Source organism: uncultured Bradyrhizobium sp. (genome assembly GCF_947648125.1).
In the GTDB taxonomy this organism is placed as follows: Bacteria; Pseudomonadota; Alphaproteobacteria; order Rhizobiales; family Xanthobacteraceae; genus Bradyrhizobium.
Genome location: NZ_CANSMR010000040.1, coordinates 15,211 through 34,380, shown reverse-complemented (window position 1 = coordinate 34,380; position 19,170 = coordinate 15,211). Strand labels below are relative to the sequence as shown.

The following is a 19,170-nucleotide window of genomic DNA, read 5'->3' as shown; positions in this document are numbered from 1 at the left end:
TTCCACCCGGACAGTGCCCGTGTGGAGAGATCACCCCACCTCGCCGCGCATTTTCATGCGCGTCGATCCTCCCCCTCCAGGGGAGGATGACGGCGGAGCCTCACAACACCTGATGCACGTCGATCACGACGCGGTCGGCGTGGCGGGCGGCGGAGCCGATGAAGATATGCTCCATCAGCCAGCGGTAGTTTTCGGCGCCGGTTTCGAATTTCGGCACGGTGCGGAAATAGATCAGCTTCGGGTCGACCGGCTCGCCGCGCTTGAGCTTCTCGAGCAGATCGACCGGCCCGAAGCGGATGCCCTTGTTCTCGACATAGACGACGGCGCCGTCATCGGTCTCGAAGGCATATTTTGCTTCCAGGTCGATCAGCTCACTCGGCCGGATGATCTGGAAGTCGGCGCCGAAGGGCAGCACCTTGCCGTTGATCCCCTCGCCTTTCACCTCGCCGCCGATGATCGGGATGATCCGGCGGACGCCGGTGCCGATGTCGCCGGCGGAGATCACCTCTGCGATCCGCGCGGTGATGGTGAAGACGTATCTGGTCTGAAGTTCGGGCGCCATGCATAACCTATATTTTTAGGCATGATCCCCGCGCAAACGCCTTGCGTTTGTCGCAGGGAAAACCGGGTCCCACTTTTCCGGGATCATGCCTAGCCTATCATGCGCTGCGGCAGCCAGGTCGCGAGCAGCGGGAACAGGATCAGGATCACCAGCCGGATCAGATCGGTGATCACGAACGGCAGCACGCCGACGAAGATCGTCGACATGTTGACGTCCTTGATCACGCTCTTGATCACGAACACGTTCATGCCGACCGGAGGATGGATCAGGCCGAGCTCCACCGTCATGACGATGATGATGCCGAACCAGATCGGGTCGAAGCCGAGCGCGGTCACCACCGGAAACACGATCGGCACGGTGAGGATCACCATCGCCATCGCGTCCATCAGGCAGCCGAGCACCAGATACATCATCAGGATCAGCGCCAGCACGCCATAGGGACCGATGCCGAGCCCGGTGAGGAATTCAGTGACGTTCTGCGGGGTCTGGGTGATGGTGAGGAAATAGCCGAAGCACAGCGCGCCGATCAGCACCGTGAACACCGCTGCCGCGGTGCGCGTCGCTTGCAGCAGCGATTGCAGGATTCCGTCCTTGGTCAGCTTGCCCCTGAGAATGCCGATGATGAAGGCACCGACCGCGCCGACTGCGCCCGCTTCGGTCGGGACAAAGAAGCCGCCATAGAGCCCGCCGATCACGAACAAAAACAGCAGCAGCGGCGACCAGACGTCGCGCATCGCAAGCACGCGCTCATGCCACGACGCCTTCTTGCCAGCCGGCAGGAACCCCGGCCGCGTCACGCCGATGATGCCGATCGTGATCATGTGCATCAGGATCGCGAGCAGACCCGGCACCACGCCGGCGATGAACAGCTTGCCAATGTCCTGCTGGGTGATGATGCCGTAGACCGCGAGCACGGTGGATGGCGGCAGCATCGCCCCGAGCGTGCCGCCGACCGCGATCACGCCGGTGGAGAACGACTGCGGATAGCCGAAGCGGCGCATCTCGGGATAGGCCACCGCCGAGAAGGTCGCGGCGGTGGCAACCGACGAGCCCGAGATCGCGGCAAAGCCGCCGCAGGCTGCGATGGTCGCAATGCCGAGCCCGCCCTTCCAGTGGCCGACAAAGGTGTTGGCGGCGCGGAACAGCTCGCGGCTGATGCCCGAGACGGACACGAAGGCGCCCATCAGGAGGAACATCGGAATCACACCGAAGGAATAATCCGTCACCGTGCGCATCGTGGTCTGGCCAACGAGCTTCAGCGCCGGGGCAAAGCCGGTGAGGTAGCCAAAGCCGGTGATGCCGACGAGGCCCATCGCCATGCCGACGGGGACACGCAACAGCATTAGCGCGAACAGGCTGACAAAGCCGATAACGGCGACGGCCTCGGGGCTCAAATCGAGACTCATGGCCGTCTACTCCGCGGTCTTGATCTTGGCATCGTGGATATCTTCCGGATGGAAGATCAGGCGGTAGGTCCGGATCGCAATCAGCAGCACCGCGGAGACGTCGCCGAGCCACGACACCAGGAAGAACGGCCAGACCGGCACGCCGAGATCCATGGTGACGATGTGGCTGTTCCTGGTGTCGATCACCTTGTCGACCAGCGTGTAGGTCTGCACCGTCACCACGAACAGCAGCACCAGCGTCGCGAAGATGTCGATCCAGCGCTGATGGCGCGGCGAGGCATTGGCCCAGACCAGATCCACGGTGATGTGGGTGCCGCGATAGCTCGTCGCCGCGATGCCCCAGAAGATCAGGATGCCGAGCAGGAACTGGCCGAAATTGTAGTAGTCGGGGATCGTCACCGCGAAGAACTTGCGCATGAACACCGCGGTGAAGGTGTTGAGCGCGACGACGCCGACGAAGAAGGCCGCCACCCATTCGATCGAATCGATGAAGCGGTCCATGAAATTCTTGCGCACCGGCTCGGGTGGACCGGTGATCGCGCCGTCCTGGGAGACTTCAGCAGATTGCGTCATGCGTTGCTTCGATGAGCCCCCTCGCCCCGCTCTTGCGGGGAGAGGGCTGGGGTGAGGGGCTGCTTCCACGAGTTGTGAACGCGGTGAGACCTGTACCCCCTCACCCGGATCGCATCTGACGATGCGATCCGACCTCTCCCCGCAAGCGGGACGAGGTGAAGGGGCAACGGGATTAGATCCCCGCCTCGTACTTCTTCAGCGTGGCCTGCAGGTCGGCCTCGATCTTCTCGGCATCGCCGCCTGCCTTCTTCACCGCCTCGGCCCAGCTGTCGCGCAGCGGCTTGGCCGCCTTCTTCCACTCGGCGAGCTGATCTGCTGTCAACGGATAAACCTCGTGGCCTTGCAGGGCCTTCATCTTGGTGCGGCCATTGGCTTCGAACTCGGTCCAGGGATCGGTGACCTTGGAGGCCCATTCCGGCGTGCAGTGATCGTCGATCACCTTTTTCTGGGCGTCCGACATCGCATTGTATTTGGCGAGGTTCATGTTGTAGGTGAACACCGTCGTGTAGAGCGGCACGTCCATATGGTACTTCACCACCTTGTCGATGCCGAACAGGAAGATCGAGCCCCAGGGGAAGGTGATCTCGTCGGCGACGCCGCGCTCGATCGCGTCGCGCGATTCCGGCGCGGAGGCCTGCACATTGGTGCCGCCGAACATCTTCACCATCTCGCCGATGGTGCTCTGCGCGGGCCGCACCTTCACGCCGGAGAGGTCGCTCGGCAGCAGGATCTTCTTCTTGCCGTGCAGCGCGCCCGGATCGTGGATGAAGGCGAAGCAGAGCTTGGTGTCCTTCATCTCGGTCGGCGCGTATTTGTGATACCACTCGTTGAGCGCCAGCGTGCCCTTCTTGCCGTCCGAGAACACGAATGGGAGCTGGCCCGCGGCCGCGATCGGGAAGCGGCCGGGCTGGTAGCCGGGATTGACATAGGTGACGTCGGCGATGCCGTCGCGCGCCATGTCGTAATGGTCGAACGCCTTGCCGAGCTGCTCGGACGGAAACACCGTGACCTTGATGGTGCCGCCCGATGCCTTCTCGATGTCGGCGGCCCAGGCCTGCGTCGCCGGAACCAGCGGATGCGCCGGCGGCACCCAGAGCGACACTTTGAGATTGACGGTCTTGTCCTGCGCCTGCGAAGGACCTGCGGCCGGCACGATGGCGGCGGCTGCCATCAGCAGCGCCAACAAACTCTTCCTCATCACCTCTCCTCCTCTCCAGGACGGGCTTCGTGCCCGGTCTCATTACTTAACATGTTATCTAATTCGCGCAGATATTCAAGACGAAATCCGCAGGGACGACGCCTCGCCGCACCCGGCCCCTCCGGCATCTTGCGCTGCGGCGAACGCAGGTCCCACGCAAATCCGCCTTGCCAAAACTGTTATATGATATAGTTGCCTTGGCAAGTTGATGACGGCCGCCCGGCGCAAGCGCCCGGCTGGAAGCCTATCCGATCGGGAGGAGCAGGTGTTGCGGACAAAAGTAGCAATCATAGGCGCAGGTCCGGCCGGACTGTTGCTTGGGCAACTACTTCATACTTTCGGCGTAGACAACGTCATTCTCGAGCGGCAGACGCCGGATTACGTGCTGGGGCGGATCCGCGCCGGCCTGCTCGAGGAAGGCACCGTGTCGCTGCTCGACAGCGTCGGCGCCGCCGCCCGGCTGCACCAAGAAGGCCTGGTTCATCACGGCGTCGAGCTGGCGTTCGGCGGGGCGCGGCACCGCATCGACATGCATGCGGCGACCGGCAAGACCGTGACCATCTACGGCCAGACCGAGGTGACGCTCGATCTGATGAACGCGCGCAAGGCGGCCGGCCTGACCACGGTCTACTCCGCCGCCGACGTCAAGCCGCACGATTTCGACACCGACCATCCGCGCGTCAGCTACGTCAAGGACGGCGTCACCCACGAGATCGCCTGCGATTTCATCGCCGGTTGCGACGGCTTCCACGGCGTCAGCCGCGCCAGCGTGCCGGCGTCGTCGATCACCAGCTATGAACGGGTGTATCCGTTCGGCTGGCTCGGCATCCTCTCGGAGACGCCGCCGGTCTCGCCGGAGCTGATCTACAACAACCATGAGCGCGGCTTTGCGCTCTGCACGATGCGCTCGACCCATCGCAGCCGCTATTACGTGCAGTGCCCGCTCGACGATCATGTCGATCAATGGTCGGACGAGCGGTTCTGGGACGAGTTGAAGCGACGCCTCGACCAGAAGGCGGCCGACGAGATCATCACTGGCCCCTCGATCGAAAAGAGCATCGCGCCGCTACGCAGCTTCGTCGCCGAGCCGATGCGGTTCGGCCGGATGTTCCTCGCCGGCGACGCCTCGCACATCGTGCCGCCGACCGGCGCCAAGGGGCTGAACCTGGCCGCCAGCGACGTGCATTATCTGTCACAGGCGCTGCGCGAATATTACGACGAGAAATCCACTGATGGCCTCGACCGCTATTCGGCCAAGGCGCTGGCGCGGGTCTGGAAGGCGGTGCGCTTCTCCTGGTGGATGACCTCGATGCTGCACAAATTCCCCGACGAAGGCGAATTCGCCGCGCGCATCCAGATCGCCGAGCTCGACTACCTCGTCAGCTCGAAGGCGGCATCGACCTCACTGTCGGAGAACTATGTGGGGCTGCCGTTCTAGGGCAGGTCGCTGTTTCCTTCGTCGAGCACCCTCGCCGATACACCCTCAGCCGTCATACCCCGCGCATGCGGGGTATCCAGTACGCCGCGGCTTCTCGATTCATGCCGTATGGTCTCTGGAATACTGGATCGCCCGGTCAAGCCGGGCGATGACAGCGGGAGATGTGGCGACAGGCCGGAGCCACATTCAAACATCTGCGCAAATCCCGTTTAAAACTTTGTAGGCGGTGAAACCGCGATCGACATCGCGTTCAATGGCGTCAACGCAACGTCATGCACGAGATTCAGATGACCACCGATACGCAAGTCGCCCCCGACATTCCCCAAGATGTCCCCGAAAGCTTCGAGCCGCTGTTCCGCAAGAGCCCGCTCACCGAGCCCTGGGAGCCGCTTTACCAGAAGAAAACCGAGCGATCCGTCATCATCGGCCTGCGGCTGGCGCGGCCGCACACCAACGGCCGCGGCCTGATCCATGGCGGGTTGATCGCAGCGCTTGCCGACAACGCGATGGGCTATAGCTGCGGCCAGGCGACCGGCTGGACCACCTCGTATGTGACGATCTCGCTCACGGTCGATTTCGTCGGCTCGGCCAATGTCGGGCAGTGGCTCGCGATCGAGAGCGACGTGATCAAGACCGGCAGCACGATCTGCTTCGCACAGAGCCTGATCAAGGCCGACGGCGTGACGATCGCCCGCGCCAGCGGCACGTTCCGCGTGGTGCCGAAGAAGGCGCCGGTGACCTAACCGAAGTGCCAGTCGGTGATCTCGGTGACGAGATCGATGAAGGTCCGCACTTTGGCCGACAACAGCCGGGATGTCGGGTAGACGACATGGATCGGCACCGGCGGCTGCTCGAATTCGGCGAGCACGATCCTGAGCCGCCGCGCTTTGAGCGATTCGGCGGCCTGGTAGGCCATCACCCGGGTCAGGCCGCCGTCCTGCTCGGCGTACTGGATGGCCGCATCCGAACTGTTGCTGGTGAAGCGCGGCGTGGGCGTGATGCGGATCTCCTGGCCGTCCTCCATGAAGCGCCAATCCGGGGTCGCGGTCATCGCGCCGAACTGGATGGTGTCATGGGCGGTGAGGTCGGCCGGCCGCTTCGGCTCGCCGCGAAGCTTGAGATAGCCGGCCGAAGCCACCACGATGCGGCGCATCTGGCCGACATGCCGCGCCACCAGTGTTGAATCCGGCAGGTGCCCGAGCCTGACCGCGAGGTCGACGCCGTCCTCGACGAGGTTGATCCGGCGATCCGACAGCCGCAGGTCGACGCCGACGTCGGGATAGCGTTTGAGGTAGGCGGTCACGACCGGGCTGACATGCAGCCGCCCGAAGCCGAACGGCGCCGAGATCACGAGCCGGCCTTCGGGGCGGGTGCGCTCGCTCTCCACCGCGTCCTCGGCCTCCTCGACGTCGGCCAGGATCCGCCGCGCCCGTTCGAGGTAGCGCGAGCCGGCGTCGGTCAGCGTCACCTGCCGCGTCGTGCGTTGCAGGAGGCGCGCACCGAGCCGCTCCTCCAGCGCCGCGATCAGCCGCGTGATGGCGGATGGCGACAGGCCGAGCTTGCGGGCCGCGGGGGCAAACCCCTCGAGGTCCGCCACCGCGACGAAGGCCTGCATGGCATCGATCCGGTCCATGGCACTATTGCATAATCGGCAACAGTGAAGTGTCAATGCACCAGATTGCCTACGATCCGGAAATACCCATGTTAGGGGCCGAGGACGGCCGCTTTGTCGCCCGTGGGCGGGAGGCTGAGATGTCAGAGGTTCACAGCTATTCGAGCGATGTCGGGTTCACCCCGGCGGTGAAGGAAATCCAGACCCGCAAGGGTTCGCGCGCGACCTATGCCGAGGTCGAGGCCCATGGCGGCTGGCAAACCGAGGTCGACGACAACCTCGCCGCCTTCCTCGCCAACACCAACAGCTTCTATCTTGCCACCGCCTCGGCCGGCGGTCAGCCCTACATCCAGCATCGCGGCGGGCCGAAGGGGTTCATCAAGGTGCTCGACAAGCACACCATCGCGTTCGCCGATTACAGCGGTAACCGGCAGTTCATCACCCAGGGCAATCTCTCGGAGAACCCGAATGCCTACATCTTCGTGATGAATTACGCGCACCGGCAGCGGGTGAAGATCTGGGGCGAGGCGCGGGTCGTGGAAGACGATCCGGCGCTGACGCGCTCGCTGATGCCGCAGGGCTATCGCGCGCGGCCTGAGCAGGTGATCCTGTTCAAGGTCGCGGCGTGGGACACCAACTGCCCGCAGCACATCCCGCAGAAGTTTGACGCCGCCGATGTGGCGACCGCCCTTGCCTCGCGCGACCAGCGCATCGCCGAGCTCGAGGCGGAGCTCGCCGCATTGAAGGGCGAGCCCGCTCCTGCACCGGCCGGTTAGGCCGCCTGCTGTAGCGGCGCCCAGGCGAATTCCGGATAATATTGCTGCATCATTCGGCCGACATAGGCGGTGAGATTGTCGAATTTCTCGGTGCGCTCGCGTAGCGGCGAATCGAAGAACGGCGTCAGGATTCCCGCCAGCGCGCCGAATGCCGTGGCGTCGGTGCCGCACGGGGCGTTGCCCATCAGGTAGGGCTTGTCGCCGAGTTGCACCGACAGCGCAAACAGCGAGCGGAGCGCGAGATCGACGTCCTCATCGGGTCCGTGACGGCCAAGCCCGCTCAACAGATAGTTCTCGGCGACGCGGAACTGGGCGTCCTCGCGCATCTTGTCGCGCAGATGATCGGGCGCGCCGTCGAAGAAATGCGCGGGCCCCTTGGCGAAATTGGTGTCGTCGACCCAGCGCGCGCCGACCAGCGCCCAGTAGACGTGATGCTCGATCATGCGCTCGAAGGCCCAGGCCTGCGCGCGCGCCTGCAGGCTCAGCGGCGCGTCGAAATCGAAGCCGTATTTGCCCTCGATATGGGCACGGATGAAGGTCGAATCGGCGATCGTCTCGCCGTCATCAGCGATGAAGGGCAGCTGGCCCTTGGGAGAAGCCGGCGGCGTCGCCTTTTCCTTGCGATACTCAAGCCCGGCCATCTTGAGCTGGACCTCGGTCTTGGTCACGAATGGGCTGATTTCCGGCAAGCCGAAGCCCGTGCCAAAGCCAAAAAGCGTAATCATATGAAGCTCCCGATCGCCTGTGGTCGTGAATTGAAGCTAGCTGCCCCCTGCTGCCAGCATGGTGTCAGCAGTAGTGGCATTCACTGTCGAGCGGGCCGACGGGCGCGAGGCGGCGAACCGCCTCGCGAACGCGCTTGACCAGCCGTGCCCGCCCGTAGGACCAGGCTGCGCTGATGGACTGAGCGACCAGCGCGACCAGGGCCCAACGCAGGTCGCCGGAGGTGGAGTAGACCGTGACCAGCTGTTCCAGCGCGAAGCTCTGCGCCTGCCTGAAACCGAGTTCGTCAAGATTCGTCATGGACAAATTCCCTTCACTTGAGGTGTTGTCCTGATATAGCCCCCACCTGCTGCCAACATGCTGTCAGCAGCAGTGACAGGGGGCGCGAAAAGACTGCGCGCCGAGACACTGCGAGACCCGTCAAGACACTCGTCAAGACAGCTGCCAAAACGACTGCCAAGAGAGCGACCGAGAGAATTGCCATGAGACGCGCCGACCGGCTGTTTCAGATCATCCAAGTGCTCCGCCGCACCCGTAAGCCTTTGACAGCGGATGCGATCGCAGCCGAACTCGAGACATCGAAGCGGACCATCTATCGCGACATCGCCAGCCTGATCGAGCAGCGGGTGCCGATCCGCGGCGAGGCCGGCATGGGCTACATCCTGGAGAAGGGCTTTGACCTGCCGCCCTTGATGCTGACACCCGACGAGATCGAGGCCTGCGTGCTCGGCGCGCAATGGGTGGTCGGTCACGCCGATCCGGCATTGGCGCGCGCGGCCGAGGACCTGATGGCCAAGATCGCCGAGACCGTGCCCGACCGGCTGCGGCCGTTCGTGCTGGAGCCGGCGAGCCGCGCCCGCTCCGCCTGGAACCGGGAGCCGGACCGCATCGACATGGTCAGGACCCGCAGCCAGATCCACGAGGGCAAGAAGATCACGCTGAACTATCGCGACGAGCACGGCCGTGACTCTGAGCGCACGATCTGGCCGATCGCGGTCGGCTATCACGAGGCGGTGCGGCTGCTCGCCGCCTGGTGCGAGCTGCGCAAGGATTTCCGCAGCTTCCGCACCGATCGCGTCGTCACGGCGATCTATCACGACGAGAAGTATCCGGAGCGGCGCGACCTGCTCAGGGCACGCTGGCGGCGCAGCCTGGTGTGGGAAGCACCGAGGGACACCTGATGACCGGCAACGCGATCGACGCGGCGGACGTGAGCCCCTGCCAATCCTGCGGCGCCTGCTGCAGCTATTCGGAGAACTGGCCGCGCTTTACCGTGGAAGACGACGCGCAGCTCGATCTGATCCCGCCGCGATTCGTCAACGCGCGACAGTCTGGGATGCGCTGCGAGGGCGACCGCTGCTCGGCGCTGTCAGGCCGGGTCGGAGAGGCAACGCGCTGCGAGGTTTATGCGGTGCGGCCGGAGGTGTGCCGAACCTGTCTGCCGGGCGACGCGGAATGCGCGATGGCGCGGCGCCGGCACGGGCTGCCGCTCATCCCGAGCGCGCAGCCGGATTGAGCACAGCTTAAGCCGTCACAGTCACCGTCTCGCTGACGTCCTCGTCGTCGAGCTCGTCATCGACAACAGGCGCGAAGCTCGACAGCGGCTTGGTCGACAGCGTGATCGGCTTGCGGCCGCCATGCGATACGGTCGCAACGCGAGCCGGCTCGCGCGACAACGCGTACAGCGTCGACCCGACACGGCCGCCGCAATTGGCCAGCTCCCACTCGCTGCAGCTCGACGCAATCGCCAGTGCGAGTGCATGCAGATGGCTGCGGCGATAGCAGAACAGCGCCAGCATCGCCCTGACGTCGGGCGCGACATTGGCAACCAGCAGCGAAAGCCCGTTCGGATTGGCGCGGTACATCTGGCCGAGCAGGTCGTCCGCAACTGGGCAGGCATCGTTCTCGAACGCGTCGCGGCTTGAAAACATTTGCAAATCCCCCTCGATCGGGAAGATGCCGCGCAATCCTCTAACGAAAGGTTAACCACGGCCTCCGGTCGCCTCCGGGGCCCCTTGCCCGTTGCACGCGAATCACATCCGCCCGCAGCAAGCCGCAGGGTCGTGGTCAGGGACGGGATGTGGAAAGAGGCGTCCGCGAGCCGCTCAGTTCGCGGCCATGTAGATCGACAGCGCGAATCCGGTGAGATGGTGCAGCGCCTGGTCGACCCCGATCAGGGTCCAGAACCAGGGATGGCCGGACTCCAGCGTCACGCCGAAATGCGAGGCGCAGATGCCCTTGCAGCGATCGACGATGATGTGGATCACGAAGTCGACGAAGGCGACGTACCAGAAGCGTGGCGCCACCACCAGGATCAGCGCCAGCGCGACCGCGAGATGGACCAGGCAATGCGCGAGCAGCGGCATGGCCCAGCCGGTCTTCTGGTCCTTGCCGATCGCCATCCAGGCGTTCTGCAGCATGAAGTCAGCGATGATGTGCTTTGCGGTGAGAAGCAACATCCATCCCACCAGCGCACCAACCGACACCGACGATGACATGGAAGGAAACAACAAGCTGACGCCCTTTTACTTCGATGAATGTGATTGCAAGAAATCCGGGTCAAGCCGTCAGCACGATTCCGCAAAGCGAAGCTTGTCTCATTTATGACATCTCCGGCGGCGGAATGCACCTGCGGCCCCTCGAAAATCACATCTGGGTTCGGACGTCGATAGTGGCGATGGTCATGTGGCATCGCGGCGCAGGCGAACCGGGATTAAGGTTACGGCGGGTGGCCGGTTTGCATTCCCGCCGGGGAGGTATATCGTCGGCGGCATAGGAAATTTTCTTTCTTTTGTAGTCATTTACGGATTCACCGGGCAGCGCCGCGCCGTTGCGGCAACGGACCGTCCCGGACGGGTGATGAGCCAGGTGATCAGCCATGAGCGCCGAAGCCCCCGCGCCTTCGCCAATGCTGCCGCGACCACGCCCTCCGGTCGCCAAGAGCAACCGCGCGCAGATCATCATCTTCACCCTGCTGACGCTGTTCTTGAGCGCGATCACCGTGGTCGGCGGCCGGGTCTGGCTGCGCAATTCGGAAACGCTGGTGTTCGCGGTCGGCGATACCAACGGCCCGGAGGCCAAGTTCGCCGCCCGCCTCGCCACCGTGCTGAAGAACAATTCGTCGCGGCTGCGGTTGAAGATCGCGCCGAACCCTGACAACGCCAAGGCGCTGGCGCAGTTCGATCGCCGGGACGCGACGCTTGCGATCCTGCGCACCGATGCGAAGGTGCCGCCGCGCGCCCGCGCCATCGCGATCCTCGAGCATGACGTGGTGCTGGTGCTGAGCCCCGGCGGCAAGAAGATCAAGTCGCTCACCGAACTGAAGAGGAAGAAGATCGCAGTCGTCGGCGACGGCGAGAACAACGTCAATTTCGTCCGCAGCGCGCTGGAGATTTCCGACAGCCCGGATGCGGCGCAGCGGGTGCAGCAGGCGCCGCCGAACACGCCGTTCGACAGATTGTTCGCCTCCGGCTTCGCCGCCGTGGTCGCGATCGAGCATGCCTCAAAGATCATCAAGGACAAGACCTACGAGCAATATGCCAAGCGCGCCGGCGGCTTCACCTTGAACGCGATCGACGAGGCCAAGGCGCTGGCACGCAAATATCCGGCAATCTCGGAGGAGACCGTCTCGACCGGCATGCTGTCATCCTCGCCGGCGATCCCCGACGACGACGTCGACACCATCGGGTTGGAATGGCTGCTGGTCGCGCAATCCTGGATGCCCACGACCACGGCGGCCGAACTCGCACGCATCGTCTATGAGAACAAGTCCGAGCTCGCGCTCGACGACGGCTTCGCCTCCAGGATCGAGCCGGCGGCGACCGACAAGGACGCCTTCATCGTCGCCCATCAGGGCGCGGCCGAATACATCAACGACGATACCAAATCGTTCATGGATCGCTACAGCGACGTGATGTATCTCGCCGCCGCCGCGCTGAGCATCATCGGCTCGATCTTCGCTGGGATCTACACCAAGATCACCCGCGTCGCGCCGGAGAAGGCCAGCGAACTGGCGGGCCGGATCCTCGACATCGGCGAGCGCGTCGCGCACACCACCTGCGCCGAACATCTCGACGAATTGCAGGACGAGCTCGAGGCGATCCTGCGCGGCGCGGTGATCGGCCTGCGGGACGGCACCGTTTCCAGCGACGGCCTCGACACCTTCAAGCTCGGCTACGAGCTGGTCCGCGACGAGATCGCCCTGCGCCGCGACCATCTCAAGCGCCACCCGCCGGCAGTCGATGACAATCTCGTGGTGGTGAAGACCGCGAACGGGTGAGAGGCAGTTGCGCTACAGACACGCCCGTCCGCGCGGTCGCGCCAAATCCACCGCTGTCGTCCTGGCGAAAGCCAGGACCCATTACCACCGCTTTCGGTGCTGAACGGGGATCGCGGCCCCGGCGCTGCGCAACAATTGAAATTGGGGTAATGGGTCCTGGCTTTCGCCAGGACGACACCGCGCATATCAAGCGATAGTCGGGCCGTCGACCCTTCGAGGGCTGCTGAAGAGCGGCCACCTCAGGGTGACGGTGATAGATTTTTCCGCGTCATTGCGAGCGAAGCGAAGCAATCCATAGCGCCGCAAGTTGAGCTGTGGATTGCTTCGTCGCTTTGCTCCTCGCAATGACGACGGAGAATATCAGGGTCCTTCACACCTACGCCGCCGGCACCCGCGCGCGAATCTCGGCGATCTTGCGCTTCAGCGCGGCCTGCCGCGGATCGGGCATCATGGCGGCGCGGGCCTCGGTGATGGCGGCGGCAAGATCGGGAAGCGCGAGCACGCCGTCGAAGGTCGGCTTGACCAGCCCATCGATGATCACGTGCCAGTCCGCGATGCCCTGACGATAGGGATCGCCGTAGCCCTGGATCATGGTCGCGGTCTCTACGACCGCCGGGGCCGCGCCCGGCTGCTTGGTCAGGCTGCGGTCGATCATGTGCAGCCAGCGCTCGACCCAGATCCGCTCCTTGGCGTAACGCCCCGAGAACAGCCGCCAGCGCTTCAGGCCCGCCTCGATCCTGAGCCGGCGAATGCTGAAGCGATTGTTGGCGCTGAAGCGGATCGAGACCCGGCGGCGCCGCCAACCGAGCTGATCGAGCGCGCCGAGGATCGGATCGGCGACCATCGCCGGCAGGGCGTCGACCAACTCGTCGAGGCGGAGCTTCTTGACGTCGTCGGCCGAGCGCGCCGCAAGGCCGCCCGCCGCGTTGACTTCGCCGAGCTTGAGCTGCGCGATGCGGATCGCGTCCTCATAGGCCATGCGCTCGGCCATCAGCCGCGCGATCTCGGCAAGCAGCGCGTCGTCAACGCCGCGGCGGCCGACGAAGCGCTTGAGCCGGTCGATATAGAGCTGGGCGTAGCTCGTGCTCTGATAGGCGATCAACAGATCAATGGCCTCGGTGACCGCCGGTCCGAGGTGATCCGGGCAGGCGTCGGGCAGCACCGGTGGCCCCTCGTCCTCATCGCCGATGATGTCGGCAAAAAGATAGCGAAGCGAAGCCAGCAGACTGTCGTCATCCGGCACTGCGGCGCCTCCAGAACTCGTCGCGGGGCTCATGCAGGTTTGGGCTCCGCGACCTGTGGGGTGGCGTGCTGCGCGAGCCGCTGCTCGAGCGTCGAGATATTCTCGAACAGGCGGGCGCTGAACAGACGCAGGAGGTAGAAGCCGAACGCCGGGTTCTGAACGTAAAGCTGCTCGACCTGGTCATAGGTCACCGACAGCACCATGCCGGTTTCGACGCACTCCAGGGTCTGGGTGCGCGTGTTCGACGGCGACAGCATGCCGAACTCGCCGACCAGGGCGCCGACCGGCAGCTCGATGCCGGATTCGACCAGGCGAAAGCGGCCGCTGACGATGTAGAACATGCTGTCGGCCTTCTCGTCCTTGTAGAACAGGACTTCGCCCGCGGTGCATTTGCGCTCCGTCGTGAACGGCCTGAGCCAATCCATCGACAGATCGCTGTTGACCGATTTCTTCACATTGCGGACCAGCTGCAGCATCTGGTGCAGCCGATAGGTGTTCACCGGCAGCAGCACGGCATGCAGGATCAGCGTCGCGTAATTGTGGGTCGGGACCGCGGTCGCGATCAGGATGATGTTGGTCAGGATGGCGAAGACGCGCAACGGGATCATGGTCCGCATCGACAGCGTGGCGACCACGAAGATCGATGCGAAGAAACTGCCGGCGGCGCCGGCGTGCTCCGCGAGATGTGAGGTATCCATCGGAAACCAACCAATTTCTCAAGAAGTGAACAAGATCGCCTTATTAGTCGCTTCATTCCGGCCGAGGTCGCATCGGTGACCAGCATCCCTGATATACGGTGAAAAAGCGACGATTTGTCTGATTTCTCACATTCGCGGGCGCAAAAACGGGCCAACATGGTTAGGCCATTCGTCCAACATTTCGGACTTTCGCCGCGATCATCCCGCCACCGCCTGCGCGTTGACGGCCTCAACCGGGAGAGGCACGTTGTGACACAGGCTCCGCCGTTCGCAGGGCCTCGATTCCAGCAGTTCAGCGACAGGCAAGCTCCGTTCCGATGTCCAAGCCGCTCGTCCTTCCGGCCTTGACGCGCTTCGTTTCCGCCACCGCCGGCCGCAACATGACCACGGCGGCCTATGTCGCGGTCACGGTCGGTGTCGCCATGATGACGCTGCTGACGGTCGCGCCGGCCTATGACGCGGTCCCGCACTGGGTCGATGCGCTGTTGTGGGCCTGCCTTGCCTATTTCGTGTTCGAATGGCTGGTGCGGCTGCGGCACATGCGGCGGCAGGACAAGTTCTGGTTCTACGCGCTGTCAAGCGCCGGCATCGTCGATGCGATCGGCGCGCTGGCGGTGCCGTTGGCGCTGCTTGCCGGCATTGAGCCGAAGACTGCGTGGCTGCTCGGTGTGCTCTGGGTGCTCAAGGTGGTGCCGGGCATTCCCGGCCTGCGCCAGCTCCGGCGGGTGCTCGTGGTGGAATCCGGCCCGCTGCTCAGTGTGCTGGTGATCTTCCTGATGGTGGTGTTCCTGGCTTCGGTCGCCGAATACTTCCTGGAGCGGGACGTCCAGCCGCAGACCTTCGGCAGCGTGCCGGCAGCGCTGTGGTGGGCGGTAGTGACGCTGACCACGACAGGCTATGGCGACGTGGTGCCGATCACCCCGCTCGGCCGCATCGTCGCCGCCATGGTGATGATCTCGGGCCTCGGTGTGTTCGGGCTGTGGACCGGTATTCTGGCGACCGGTTTTGCCGCGGAAACCCGCCGCGACAATTTTCTGAGAACCTGGGAGACCGTCAGCAAGGTGCCGTTCTTCGCCCATCTCGGCCCGGCCGCGATCGCCGACGTCACCCAGGTGCTACGGACCATGGACCTGCCGCCGCGCACCATGATCATCCGCAAGGACACCAATGGCGATTGCATGTATTTCGTCGCCGCCGGCGAGGTGGAGGTCGACCTGCCCGGACGCAAGGTGAAGCTCGGCGAAGGCGCGTTCTTCGGCGAGATGGCGCTGCTCGGCAACGCCAAGCGGGGCGCCAGCGTCTCGACCAGCAAGGTGACCCGGCTGTTGGTGCTTGACCTCGTCGATTTCCGCCTGTTGATGGCAAGGCATCCCGATCTCGCCGAGACCATCGACGCCGAGGCGAAACGGCGCGAACGTGAGAACCAATGATGGAGACCAAGATGGCCGACGCGGCCGACACCGCCAGTGGACCCGTGCTCGAAATTGCCGGCGCCCGCGCAACGATCCGCCTCAATCGGCCGAAGCATCTCAACCGCCTGCAGGCCGAGGATCTCGGCGACCTCGTCAGGCTGTTCGATCGGATCGAGGCCGACCCTGCGATCCGCGTGCTGGTGCTGACCGGAACCGGCCGCGCGTTCTCCGCCGGCTACGACCTCAACTCGGTGGCCGAGCGCGCGGTCAGCGCCAATGAACAGCAGAGCGCGGGCTCGGCGTTCGAGGTCGTGGTCAACCGTCTCGAGGATCTGAGCGTACCGACGATCTGCCGGCTCAATGGCGGCGTCTATGGCGGCTCGACCGACCTCGCGCTCGCCTGCGACTTCCGCATCGGCGTCGACACCGCGGAGATGTTCATGCCCGCGGCGCGGCTCGGGCTGCATTATTACAAGAGCGGCATCCAGCGCTACGTCACGAGGCTCGGCGTCGACAACGCCAAGATGCTGTTCCTGACCGCGCAGAAGATATCAGCGCCGGAGATGTTGCGGATCGGCTACCTCACCGCGATGGTGTCGCTCGACCTGCTCGACGAGGAGGTCGACAAGCTCGCGACGGTTTTGGCGGGCAATGCGCCGAAGGCAATGGCCGGCATGAAGCGCGCAATCAACGAATTCGCCCGCGGCGAGCTGGATGAGGCGGCCGCCGACCAGCGCCACCGCGACAGCATGCGCGGCGACGAGATCAAGGAAGGCATCAAGGCCTTCGCCGAGAAGCGGGCGCCGAGGTTTTAGCGATCACGGCACGTGCCCCTTCACCCTCCCCTGGAGGGGGAGGGTCGGCTCGCATGGAGCGCAGCGGAATGTGAGACGGGGTGGGGTGATCTCTCAACACGAGCGGTGCCCGAGGAGAGATCACCCCACCTCGGTTCGCATTGCATGCGAACCGATCCTCCCCCTCCAGGGGAGGATGAGAGCAGCATCTCCTTACGCCCGCTTGCTCCGCATCGCGCGTGTCTGCGCGATCTCCGGGTCGCGGGCGAGCGCCTGGTAGCGCTTGCTGTCGACGGCGTAGAGCGCGATGCGGCCTTCGGCGTCGGCGTGGACGCCCCAGCCGAAACGCTTTCCCAGCGGCGAGGCGCGCATGCAGGCCTGGCCACGCGAGAAGAACGTCTCGCGGGCGAGGCTGCGTTCCTTCTTCGCAGCCTTTGCATCAAGCGCGCGGCCGGCCGACGACGTCGCGAACACCACGTCGTCGGAGGTGTATTTGTACGGCGCGCCTGCGATCATCCGGAATTGCAGCACGGCAACCGTCGGCTGGCCGCCACGCAGCTGCGGCTCCTCGCCGCGCTGCGCCGGACAATCCTCCGCGACGCGGATCAGAGTGTTGAAGCAGTTGGTGCTGTACAGCGGTTTCGCCATCGGCACGATCCGTATCACACTCCGGCGACCGCTGCATGCTGCGCCGCCATCTCGTCGTCAGACTTCGAGATCCGGATGAAAGCCGGGCGTGCGGAGATACGTTCGGCATAGCGGACGAAGACGTCCCTTTTCGGCACGTTGCCGAACATCATGGTCCAGCTGAGCGCGATGCCCCAGAGGATGTCGGCCGCCGTGATCGCTTCGCCGAAGAGATAGGGCCCCTTTGCGAGCTGCACCTCGAGCGTGCCCAGCATGGTATCGTAATCGGCATAGGGCGATTGCGTGATCGGTGCCGGCTCGCGCTTCATGAAATGGTCGATCACGGCCGGCTCGAACGACGAGCCGTAATAGGCGATCCAGCGCAGATACGGGCCGCGGCGCGGGTCGTTCAGCGCGGGCGTCAGGCCCGCCTGCGGAAACAGATCGGCGAGATAGATGAAGATCGCGACCTGCTCGGTCACCAGCCCGCCGCGATGGCCGATCGCAGGCACCTTGCCGAGCGGATTGATCGCGAGATAGGCATCCTGGCGCTGCTCGGCTGCCTTCATGTTGAGGACGTGCAGATCGTAGGGTGCGCCGAGCTCCTCCAGCAGCACGCGGGTGCCGGTGGCACGGCTCTGCGGCGAGTAATACAGCGTGACGCGGTCGGTGGTGGCAGCGGTGGTCATCAGCGGATCTCCTTGCGCCATCAGGGCGCATGGCCTCCTTATGTCCGCCTATACCTGACATCTTGTGTCAGGTATGATTTGGCCATGCGCGCGAGCCGGCTGTTTTCCATCCTCACCACCCTGCAGGCGCGGGGACAGGTCACCGCGCCCGAACTGGCGGAAGCCTGCGAGGTCTCGGTGCGCACGATCTATCGCGACATCGATGCGCTCTCGGCCGCCGGCGTCCCGGTCTATGCCGACCGCGGCGCCGAGGGCGGCTACCGGCTGCTCGACGGCTATCGGGTGCGGCTGAACGGGCTGTCGCAGGGCGAGGCCGAGGCGCTGTTCATGGCCGGCCTGCCCGGCCCGGCCGCCGCGCTCGGCCTCGATGCCGCGATGGCGGCGGCGCAGACCAAGCTGATGGCGGCGCTGCCGGAGAATCTGCGCCCCAATGCGCGGGGCATGCAGCAGCGCTTCCATCTCGACGCGCCGGGCTGGTTCGGCGAGACCGAGGAGCCGAAGCATCTGCGCGCGATTGCAGCCTCGGTGCTGCGCGAGACCCTGATCGAGATCCGCTACCAGAGCTGGAAAGCCGAGAAGCGGCGGCGCGTGGCGCCACTCGGCCTCGTGCTGAAGGGCGGCAGCTGGTATCTCGCCGGCCTGGTCGACGGCAATGTCCGCACCTACCGCGTCGCGCGCGTGCTGGATTGCACGGCGCTGGAGACGCCGTTCGCGCGGCCGGCGGAGTTCGATCTCGCGACCTACTGGCGCGCCTCGATCGCGCGGCTCGAGGCCGAGCTGCATCCGAACGAGGCCACAGTGCGGCTGTCGCCGCTCGGGCTGCAGCTGTTCGATGCGCTGGCGCATCCTTACGTGAAGGCACGGATGCGGCTTGCCGATGGCACTGAGCCCGACGGCTGGCGGACCGCCACCATGCCGGTCGGCAAGACGGTGTGGCACGCCGCCTCGGAGCTGCTCCGGCTCGGCGCCGAGGCCGAAGTGATCGAACCGCAGGAGCTGCGCGAGAAGATGGCCGAGCTGGCGGGCGCGATGGCCGCGCGCTATGCGGACGCCCCGCCGCGCCGCGCGGTGGCAGGCGCTAAAGCGCGATGAGATTGGGTTGAATGGCGCGGCATAGTCGCTGCACCTCTCCCGCTTGCG

General features: G+C 64.8%; 22 protein-coding genes. 9 read left to right on the top strand and 13 right to left on the bottom strand.

Annotation, left to right across the window (positions count from 1 at the left end):
* Nucleotides 1-100: 100 nt before the first annotated feature.
* From Q0030_RS37240 to Q0030_RS37225, 4 genes are all read right to left on the bottom strand, one after another.
* Nucleotides 101-562, bottom strand: a complete 462-nt coding sequence (locus Q0030_RS37240) for a DUF3237 domain-containing protein (protein WP_298379030.1) — start codon at nt 560-562, stop codon at nt 101-103.
* 89 nt (nt 563-651) lie between these two features.
* Nucleotides 652-1,956, bottom strand: coding sequence for a TRAP transporter permease (locus tag Q0030_RS37235; protein ID WP_298379083.1), 1,305 nt, complete (start codon nt 1,954-1,956; stop codon nt 652-654).
* A gap of 18 nt (nt 1,957-1,974) precedes the next feature.
* A complete protein-coding gene (locus Q0030_RS37230) occupies nt 1,975-2,484 on the bottom strand; it encodes a TRAP transporter small permease (protein WP_298379080.1) in 510 nt (169 codons plus the stop codon).
* A 229-nt stretch (nt 2,485-2,713) separates the two neighbouring features.
* Nucleotides 2,714-3,739: a TRAP transporter substrate-binding protein gene (locus Q0030_RS37225; protein ID WP_298379026.1), complete on the bottom strand. Its 1,026-nt coding sequence runs from the start codon at nt 3,737-3,739 to the stop codon at nt 2,714-2,716.
* A gap of 268 nt (nt 3,740-4,007) precedes the next feature.
* Here Q0030_RS37225 and pobA point away from each other — a divergent pair, with 268 nt between their 5' ends.
* Together pobA and Q0030_RS37215 are read left to right on the top strand one after the other, a co-directional pair.
* The gene (pobA, locus tag Q0030_RS37220) at nt 4,008-5,177 is read left to right on the top strand and encodes a 4-hydroxybenzoate 3-monooxygenase (protein ID WP_298379077.1); all 1,170 of its coding nucleotides are present in this window, start codon (nt 4,008-4,010) and stop codon (nt 5,175-5,177) included.
* A 287-nt stretch (nt 5,178-5,464) separates the two neighbouring features.
* Nucleotides 5,465-5,920, top strand: coding sequence for a PaaI family thioesterase (locus tag Q0030_RS37215; RefSeq protein WP_298379023.1), 456 nt, complete (start codon nt 5,465-5,467; stop codon nt 5,918-5,920).
* Here Q0030_RS37215 and Q0030_RS37210 read toward each other — a convergent pair.
* Nucleotides 5,917-6,810 (bottom strand): LysR family transcriptional regulator, encoded by an 894-nt coding sequence (locus Q0030_RS37210; RefSeq protein WP_092119512.1) that lies wholly within the window; start codon nt 6,808-6,810, stop codon nt 5,917-5,919. The two genes, Q0030_RS37215 and Q0030_RS37210, sit on opposite strands and share 4 nt — an antisense overlap.
* 119 nt (nt 6,811-6,929) lie before the next feature.
* Here Q0030_RS37210 and Q0030_RS37205 point away from each other — a divergent pair, with 119 nt between their 5' ends.
* Nucleotides 6,930-7,565, top strand: a complete 636-nt coding sequence (locus Q0030_RS37205; protein WP_298379017.1) for a pyridoxamine 5'-phosphate oxidase family protein — start codon at nt 6,930-6,932, stop codon at nt 7,563-7,565.
* Here the strand turns inward: Q0030_RS37205 and Q0030_RS37200 are convergent.
* Together Q0030_RS37200 and Q0030_RS37195 are read right to left on the bottom strand one after the other, a co-directional pair.
* A complete protein-coding gene (locus Q0030_RS37200) occupies nt 7,562-8,290 on the bottom strand; it encodes a glutathione S-transferase family protein (protein ID WP_298379014.1) in 729 nt (242 codons plus the stop codon). The two genes, Q0030_RS37205 and Q0030_RS37200, sit on opposite strands and share 4 nt — an antisense overlap.
* 64 nt (nt 8,291-8,354) lie before the next feature.
* Nucleotides 8,355-8,588 carry a hypothetical protein gene (locus Q0030_RS37195; protein WP_097677111.1) on the bottom strand — a complete coding sequence of 78 codons (234 nt, stop codon included), beginning with the start codon at nt 8,586-8,588 and terminating at the stop codon, nt 8,355-8,357.
* 182 nt (nt 8,589-8,770) lie between these two features.
* On the opposite strand from Q0030_RS37195, the gene Q0030_RS37190 reads away from it, so the two are divergent.
* Both Q0030_RS37190 and Q0030_RS37185 read left to right on the top strand, forming a co-directional pair.
* Nucleotides 8,771-9,469 carry a YafY family protein gene (locus Q0030_RS37190; RefSeq protein ID WP_092119525.1) on the top strand — a complete coding sequence of 233 codons (699 nt, stop codon included), beginning with the start codon at nt 8,771-8,773 and terminating at the stop codon, nt 9,467-9,469.
* Nucleotides 9,469-9,804, top strand: coding sequence for a YkgJ family cysteine cluster protein (locus Q0030_RS37185; protein WP_298379007.1), 336 nt, complete (start codon nt 9,469-9,471; stop codon nt 9,802-9,804). Before Q0030_RS37190 ends, Q0030_RS37185 begins: the two co-directional genes overlap by 1 nt.
* Nucleotides 9,805-9,811: 7 nt before the next feature.
* Here the strand turns inward: Q0030_RS37185 and Q0030_RS37180 are convergent, their stop codons facing one another.
* Nucleotides 9,812-10,219, bottom strand: coding sequence for a hypothetical protein (locus Q0030_RS37180; RefSeq protein ID WP_298379004.1), 408 nt, complete (start codon nt 10,217-10,219; stop codon nt 9,812-9,814).
* A gap of 174 nt (nt 10,220-10,393) precedes the next feature.
* Nucleotides 10,394-10,747 carry a DUF3307 domain-containing protein gene (locus Q0030_RS37175; protein WP_083991990.1) on the bottom strand — a complete coding sequence of 118 codons (354 nt, stop codon included), beginning with the start codon at nt 10,745-10,747 and terminating at the stop codon, nt 10,394-10,396.
* Nucleotides 10,748-11,166: 419 nt separating this feature from the next.
* Between Q0030_RS37175 and Q0030_RS37170 the strand changes: the two genes are divergently transcribed.
* A complete protein-coding gene (locus Q0030_RS37170) occupies nt 11,167-12,567 on the top strand; it encodes a TAXI family TRAP transporter solute-binding subunit (protein WP_298378999.1) in 1,401 nt (466 codons plus the stop codon).
* Between the two features lie 376 nt (nt 12,568-12,943).
* On the opposite strand, the gene Q0030_RS37165 is transcribed toward Q0030_RS37170, so the two are convergent.
* Nucleotides 12,944-13,843 (bottom strand): DUF6537 domain-containing protein, encoded by a 900-nt coding sequence (locus Q0030_RS37165; RefSeq protein WP_298378996.1) that lies wholly within the window; start codon nt 13,841-13,843, stop codon nt 12,944-12,946.
* Entirely contained in the window at nt 13,840-14,508 is a 669-nt protein-coding gene (locus Q0030_RS37160; RefSeq protein ID WP_176528717.1) for a Crp/Fnr family transcriptional regulator, read from the bottom strand. Before Q0030_RS37160 ends, Q0030_RS37165 begins: the two co-directional genes overlap by 4 nt.
* A 317-nt stretch (nt 14,509-14,825) precedes the next feature.
* On the opposite strand from Q0030_RS37160, the gene Q0030_RS37155 reads away from it, so the two are divergent.
* Nucleotides 14,826-15,938, top strand: coding sequence for a cyclic nucleotide-gated ion channel (locus Q0030_RS37155; RefSeq protein ID WP_298378992.1), 1,113 nt, complete (start codon nt 14,826-14,828; stop codon nt 15,936-15,938).
* An 11-nt stretch (nt 15,939-15,949) separates the two neighbouring features.
* On the top strand, nt 15,950-16,735 hold the full coding sequence (locus Q0030_RS37150) for an enoyl-CoA hydratase/isomerase family protein (protein ID WP_298379074.1): 786 nt from the start codon (nt 15,950-15,952) through the stop codon (nt 16,733-16,735).
* Between the two features lie 192 nt (nt 16,736-16,927).
* Here the strand turns inward: Q0030_RS37150 and Q0030_RS37145 are convergent, their stop codons facing one another.
* Together Q0030_RS37145 and Q0030_RS37140 are read right to left on the bottom strand one after the other, a co-directional pair.
* A complete protein-coding gene (locus tag Q0030_RS37145) occupies nt 16,928-17,362 on the bottom strand; it encodes a DUF6157 family protein (RefSeq protein ID WP_298378991.1) in 435 nt (144 codons plus the stop codon).
* A 14-nt stretch (nt 17,363-17,376) separates the two neighbouring features.
* A complete protein-coding gene (locus tag Q0030_RS37140; RefSeq protein WP_298378990.1) occupies nt 17,377-18,030 on the bottom strand; it encodes a glutathione S-transferase family protein in 654 nt (217 codons plus the stop codon).
* Between the two features lie 84 nt (nt 18,031-18,114).
* Between Q0030_RS37140 and Q0030_RS37135 the strand changes: the two genes are divergently transcribed.
* The gene (locus tag Q0030_RS37135) at nt 18,115-19,122 is read left to right on the top strand and encodes a YafY family protein (protein ID WP_298378989.1); all 1,008 of its coding nucleotides are present in this window, start codon (nt 18,115-18,117) and stop codon (nt 19,120-19,122) included.
* Nucleotides 19,123-19,170: the final 48 nt, after the last annotated feature.

Bases quoted from the DNA above. Each gene is read 5' to 3' on its own strand.
- Q0030_RS37170 (WP_298378999.1), top strand. From the start codon at position 11,167: ATGAGCGCCGAAGCCCCCGCGCCTTCGCCAATGCTGCCGCGACCACGC.
- Q0030_RS37180 (WP_298379004.1), bottom strand. From the start codon at position 10,219: ATGTTTTCAAGCCGCGACGCGTTCGAGAACGATGCCTGCCCAGTTGCG.
- Q0030_RS37195 (WP_097677111.1), bottom strand. From the start codon at position 8,588: ATGACGAATCTTGACGAACTCGGTTTCAGGCAGGCGCAGAGCTTCGCG.
- Q0030_RS37225 (WP_298379026.1), bottom strand. From the start codon at position 3,739: ATGAGGAAGAGTTTGTTGGCGCTGCTGATGGCAGCCGCCGCCATCGTG.
- Q0030_RS37210 (WP_092119512.1), bottom strand. From the start codon at position 6,810: ATGGACCGGATCGATGCCATGCAGGCCTTCGTCGCGGTGGCGGACCTC.
- Q0030_RS37215 (WP_298379023.1), top strand. From the start codon at position 5,465: ATGACCACCGATACGCAAGTCGCCCCCGACATTCCCCAAGATGTCCCC.
- Q0030_RS37165 (WP_298378996.1), bottom strand. From the start codon at position 13,843: ATGAGCCCCGCGACGAGTTCTGGAGGCGCCGCAGTGCCGGATGACGAC.
- Q0030_RS37160 (WP_176528717.1), bottom strand. From the start codon at position 14,508: ATGGATACCTCACATCTCGCGGAGCACGCCGGCGCCGCCGGCAGTTTC.
- Q0030_RS37185 (WP_298379007.1), top strand. From the start codon at position 9,469: ATGACCGGCAACGCGATCGACGCGGCGGACGTGAGCCCCTGCCAATCC.
- Q0030_RS37205 (WP_298379017.1), top strand. From the start codon at position 6,930: ATGTCAGAGGTTCACAGCTATTCGAGCGATGTCGGGTTCACCCCGGCG.
- Q0030_RS37135 (WP_298378989.1), top strand. From the start codon at position 18,115: ATGCGCGCGAGCCGGCTGTTTTCCATCCTCACCACCCTGCAGGCGCGG.
- Q0030_RS37150 (WP_298379074.1), top strand. From the start codon at position 15,950: ATGGCCGACGCGGCCGACACCGCCAGTGGACCCGTGCTCGAAATTGCC.
- Q0030_RS37145 (WP_298378991.1), bottom strand. From the start codon at position 17,362: ATGGCGAAACCGCTGTACAGCACCAACTGCTTCAACACTCTGATCCGC.
- Q0030_RS37240 (WP_298379030.1), bottom strand. From the start codon at position 562: ATGGCGCCCGAACTTCAGACCAGATACGTCTTCACCATCACCGCGCGG.
- Q0030_RS37175 (WP_083991990.1), bottom strand. From the start codon at position 10,747: ATGTTGCTTCTCACCGCAAAGCACATCATCGCTGACTTCATGCTGCAG.
- Q0030_RS37200 (WP_298379014.1), bottom strand. From the start codon at position 8,290: ATGATTACGCTTTTTGGCTTTGGCACGGGCTTCGGCTTGCCGGAAATC.
- Q0030_RS37190 (WP_092119525.1), top strand. From the start codon at position 8,771: ATGAGACGCGCCGACCGGCTGTTTCAGATCATCCAAGTGCTCCGCCGC.
- Q0030_RS37155 (WP_298378992.1), top strand. From the start codon at position 14,826: ATGTCCAAGCCGCTCGTCCTTCCGGCCTTGACGCGCTTCGTTTCCGCC.
- Q0030_RS37140 (WP_298378990.1), bottom strand. From the start codon at position 18,030: ATGACCACCGCTGCCACCACCGACCGCGTCACGCTGTATTACTCGCCG.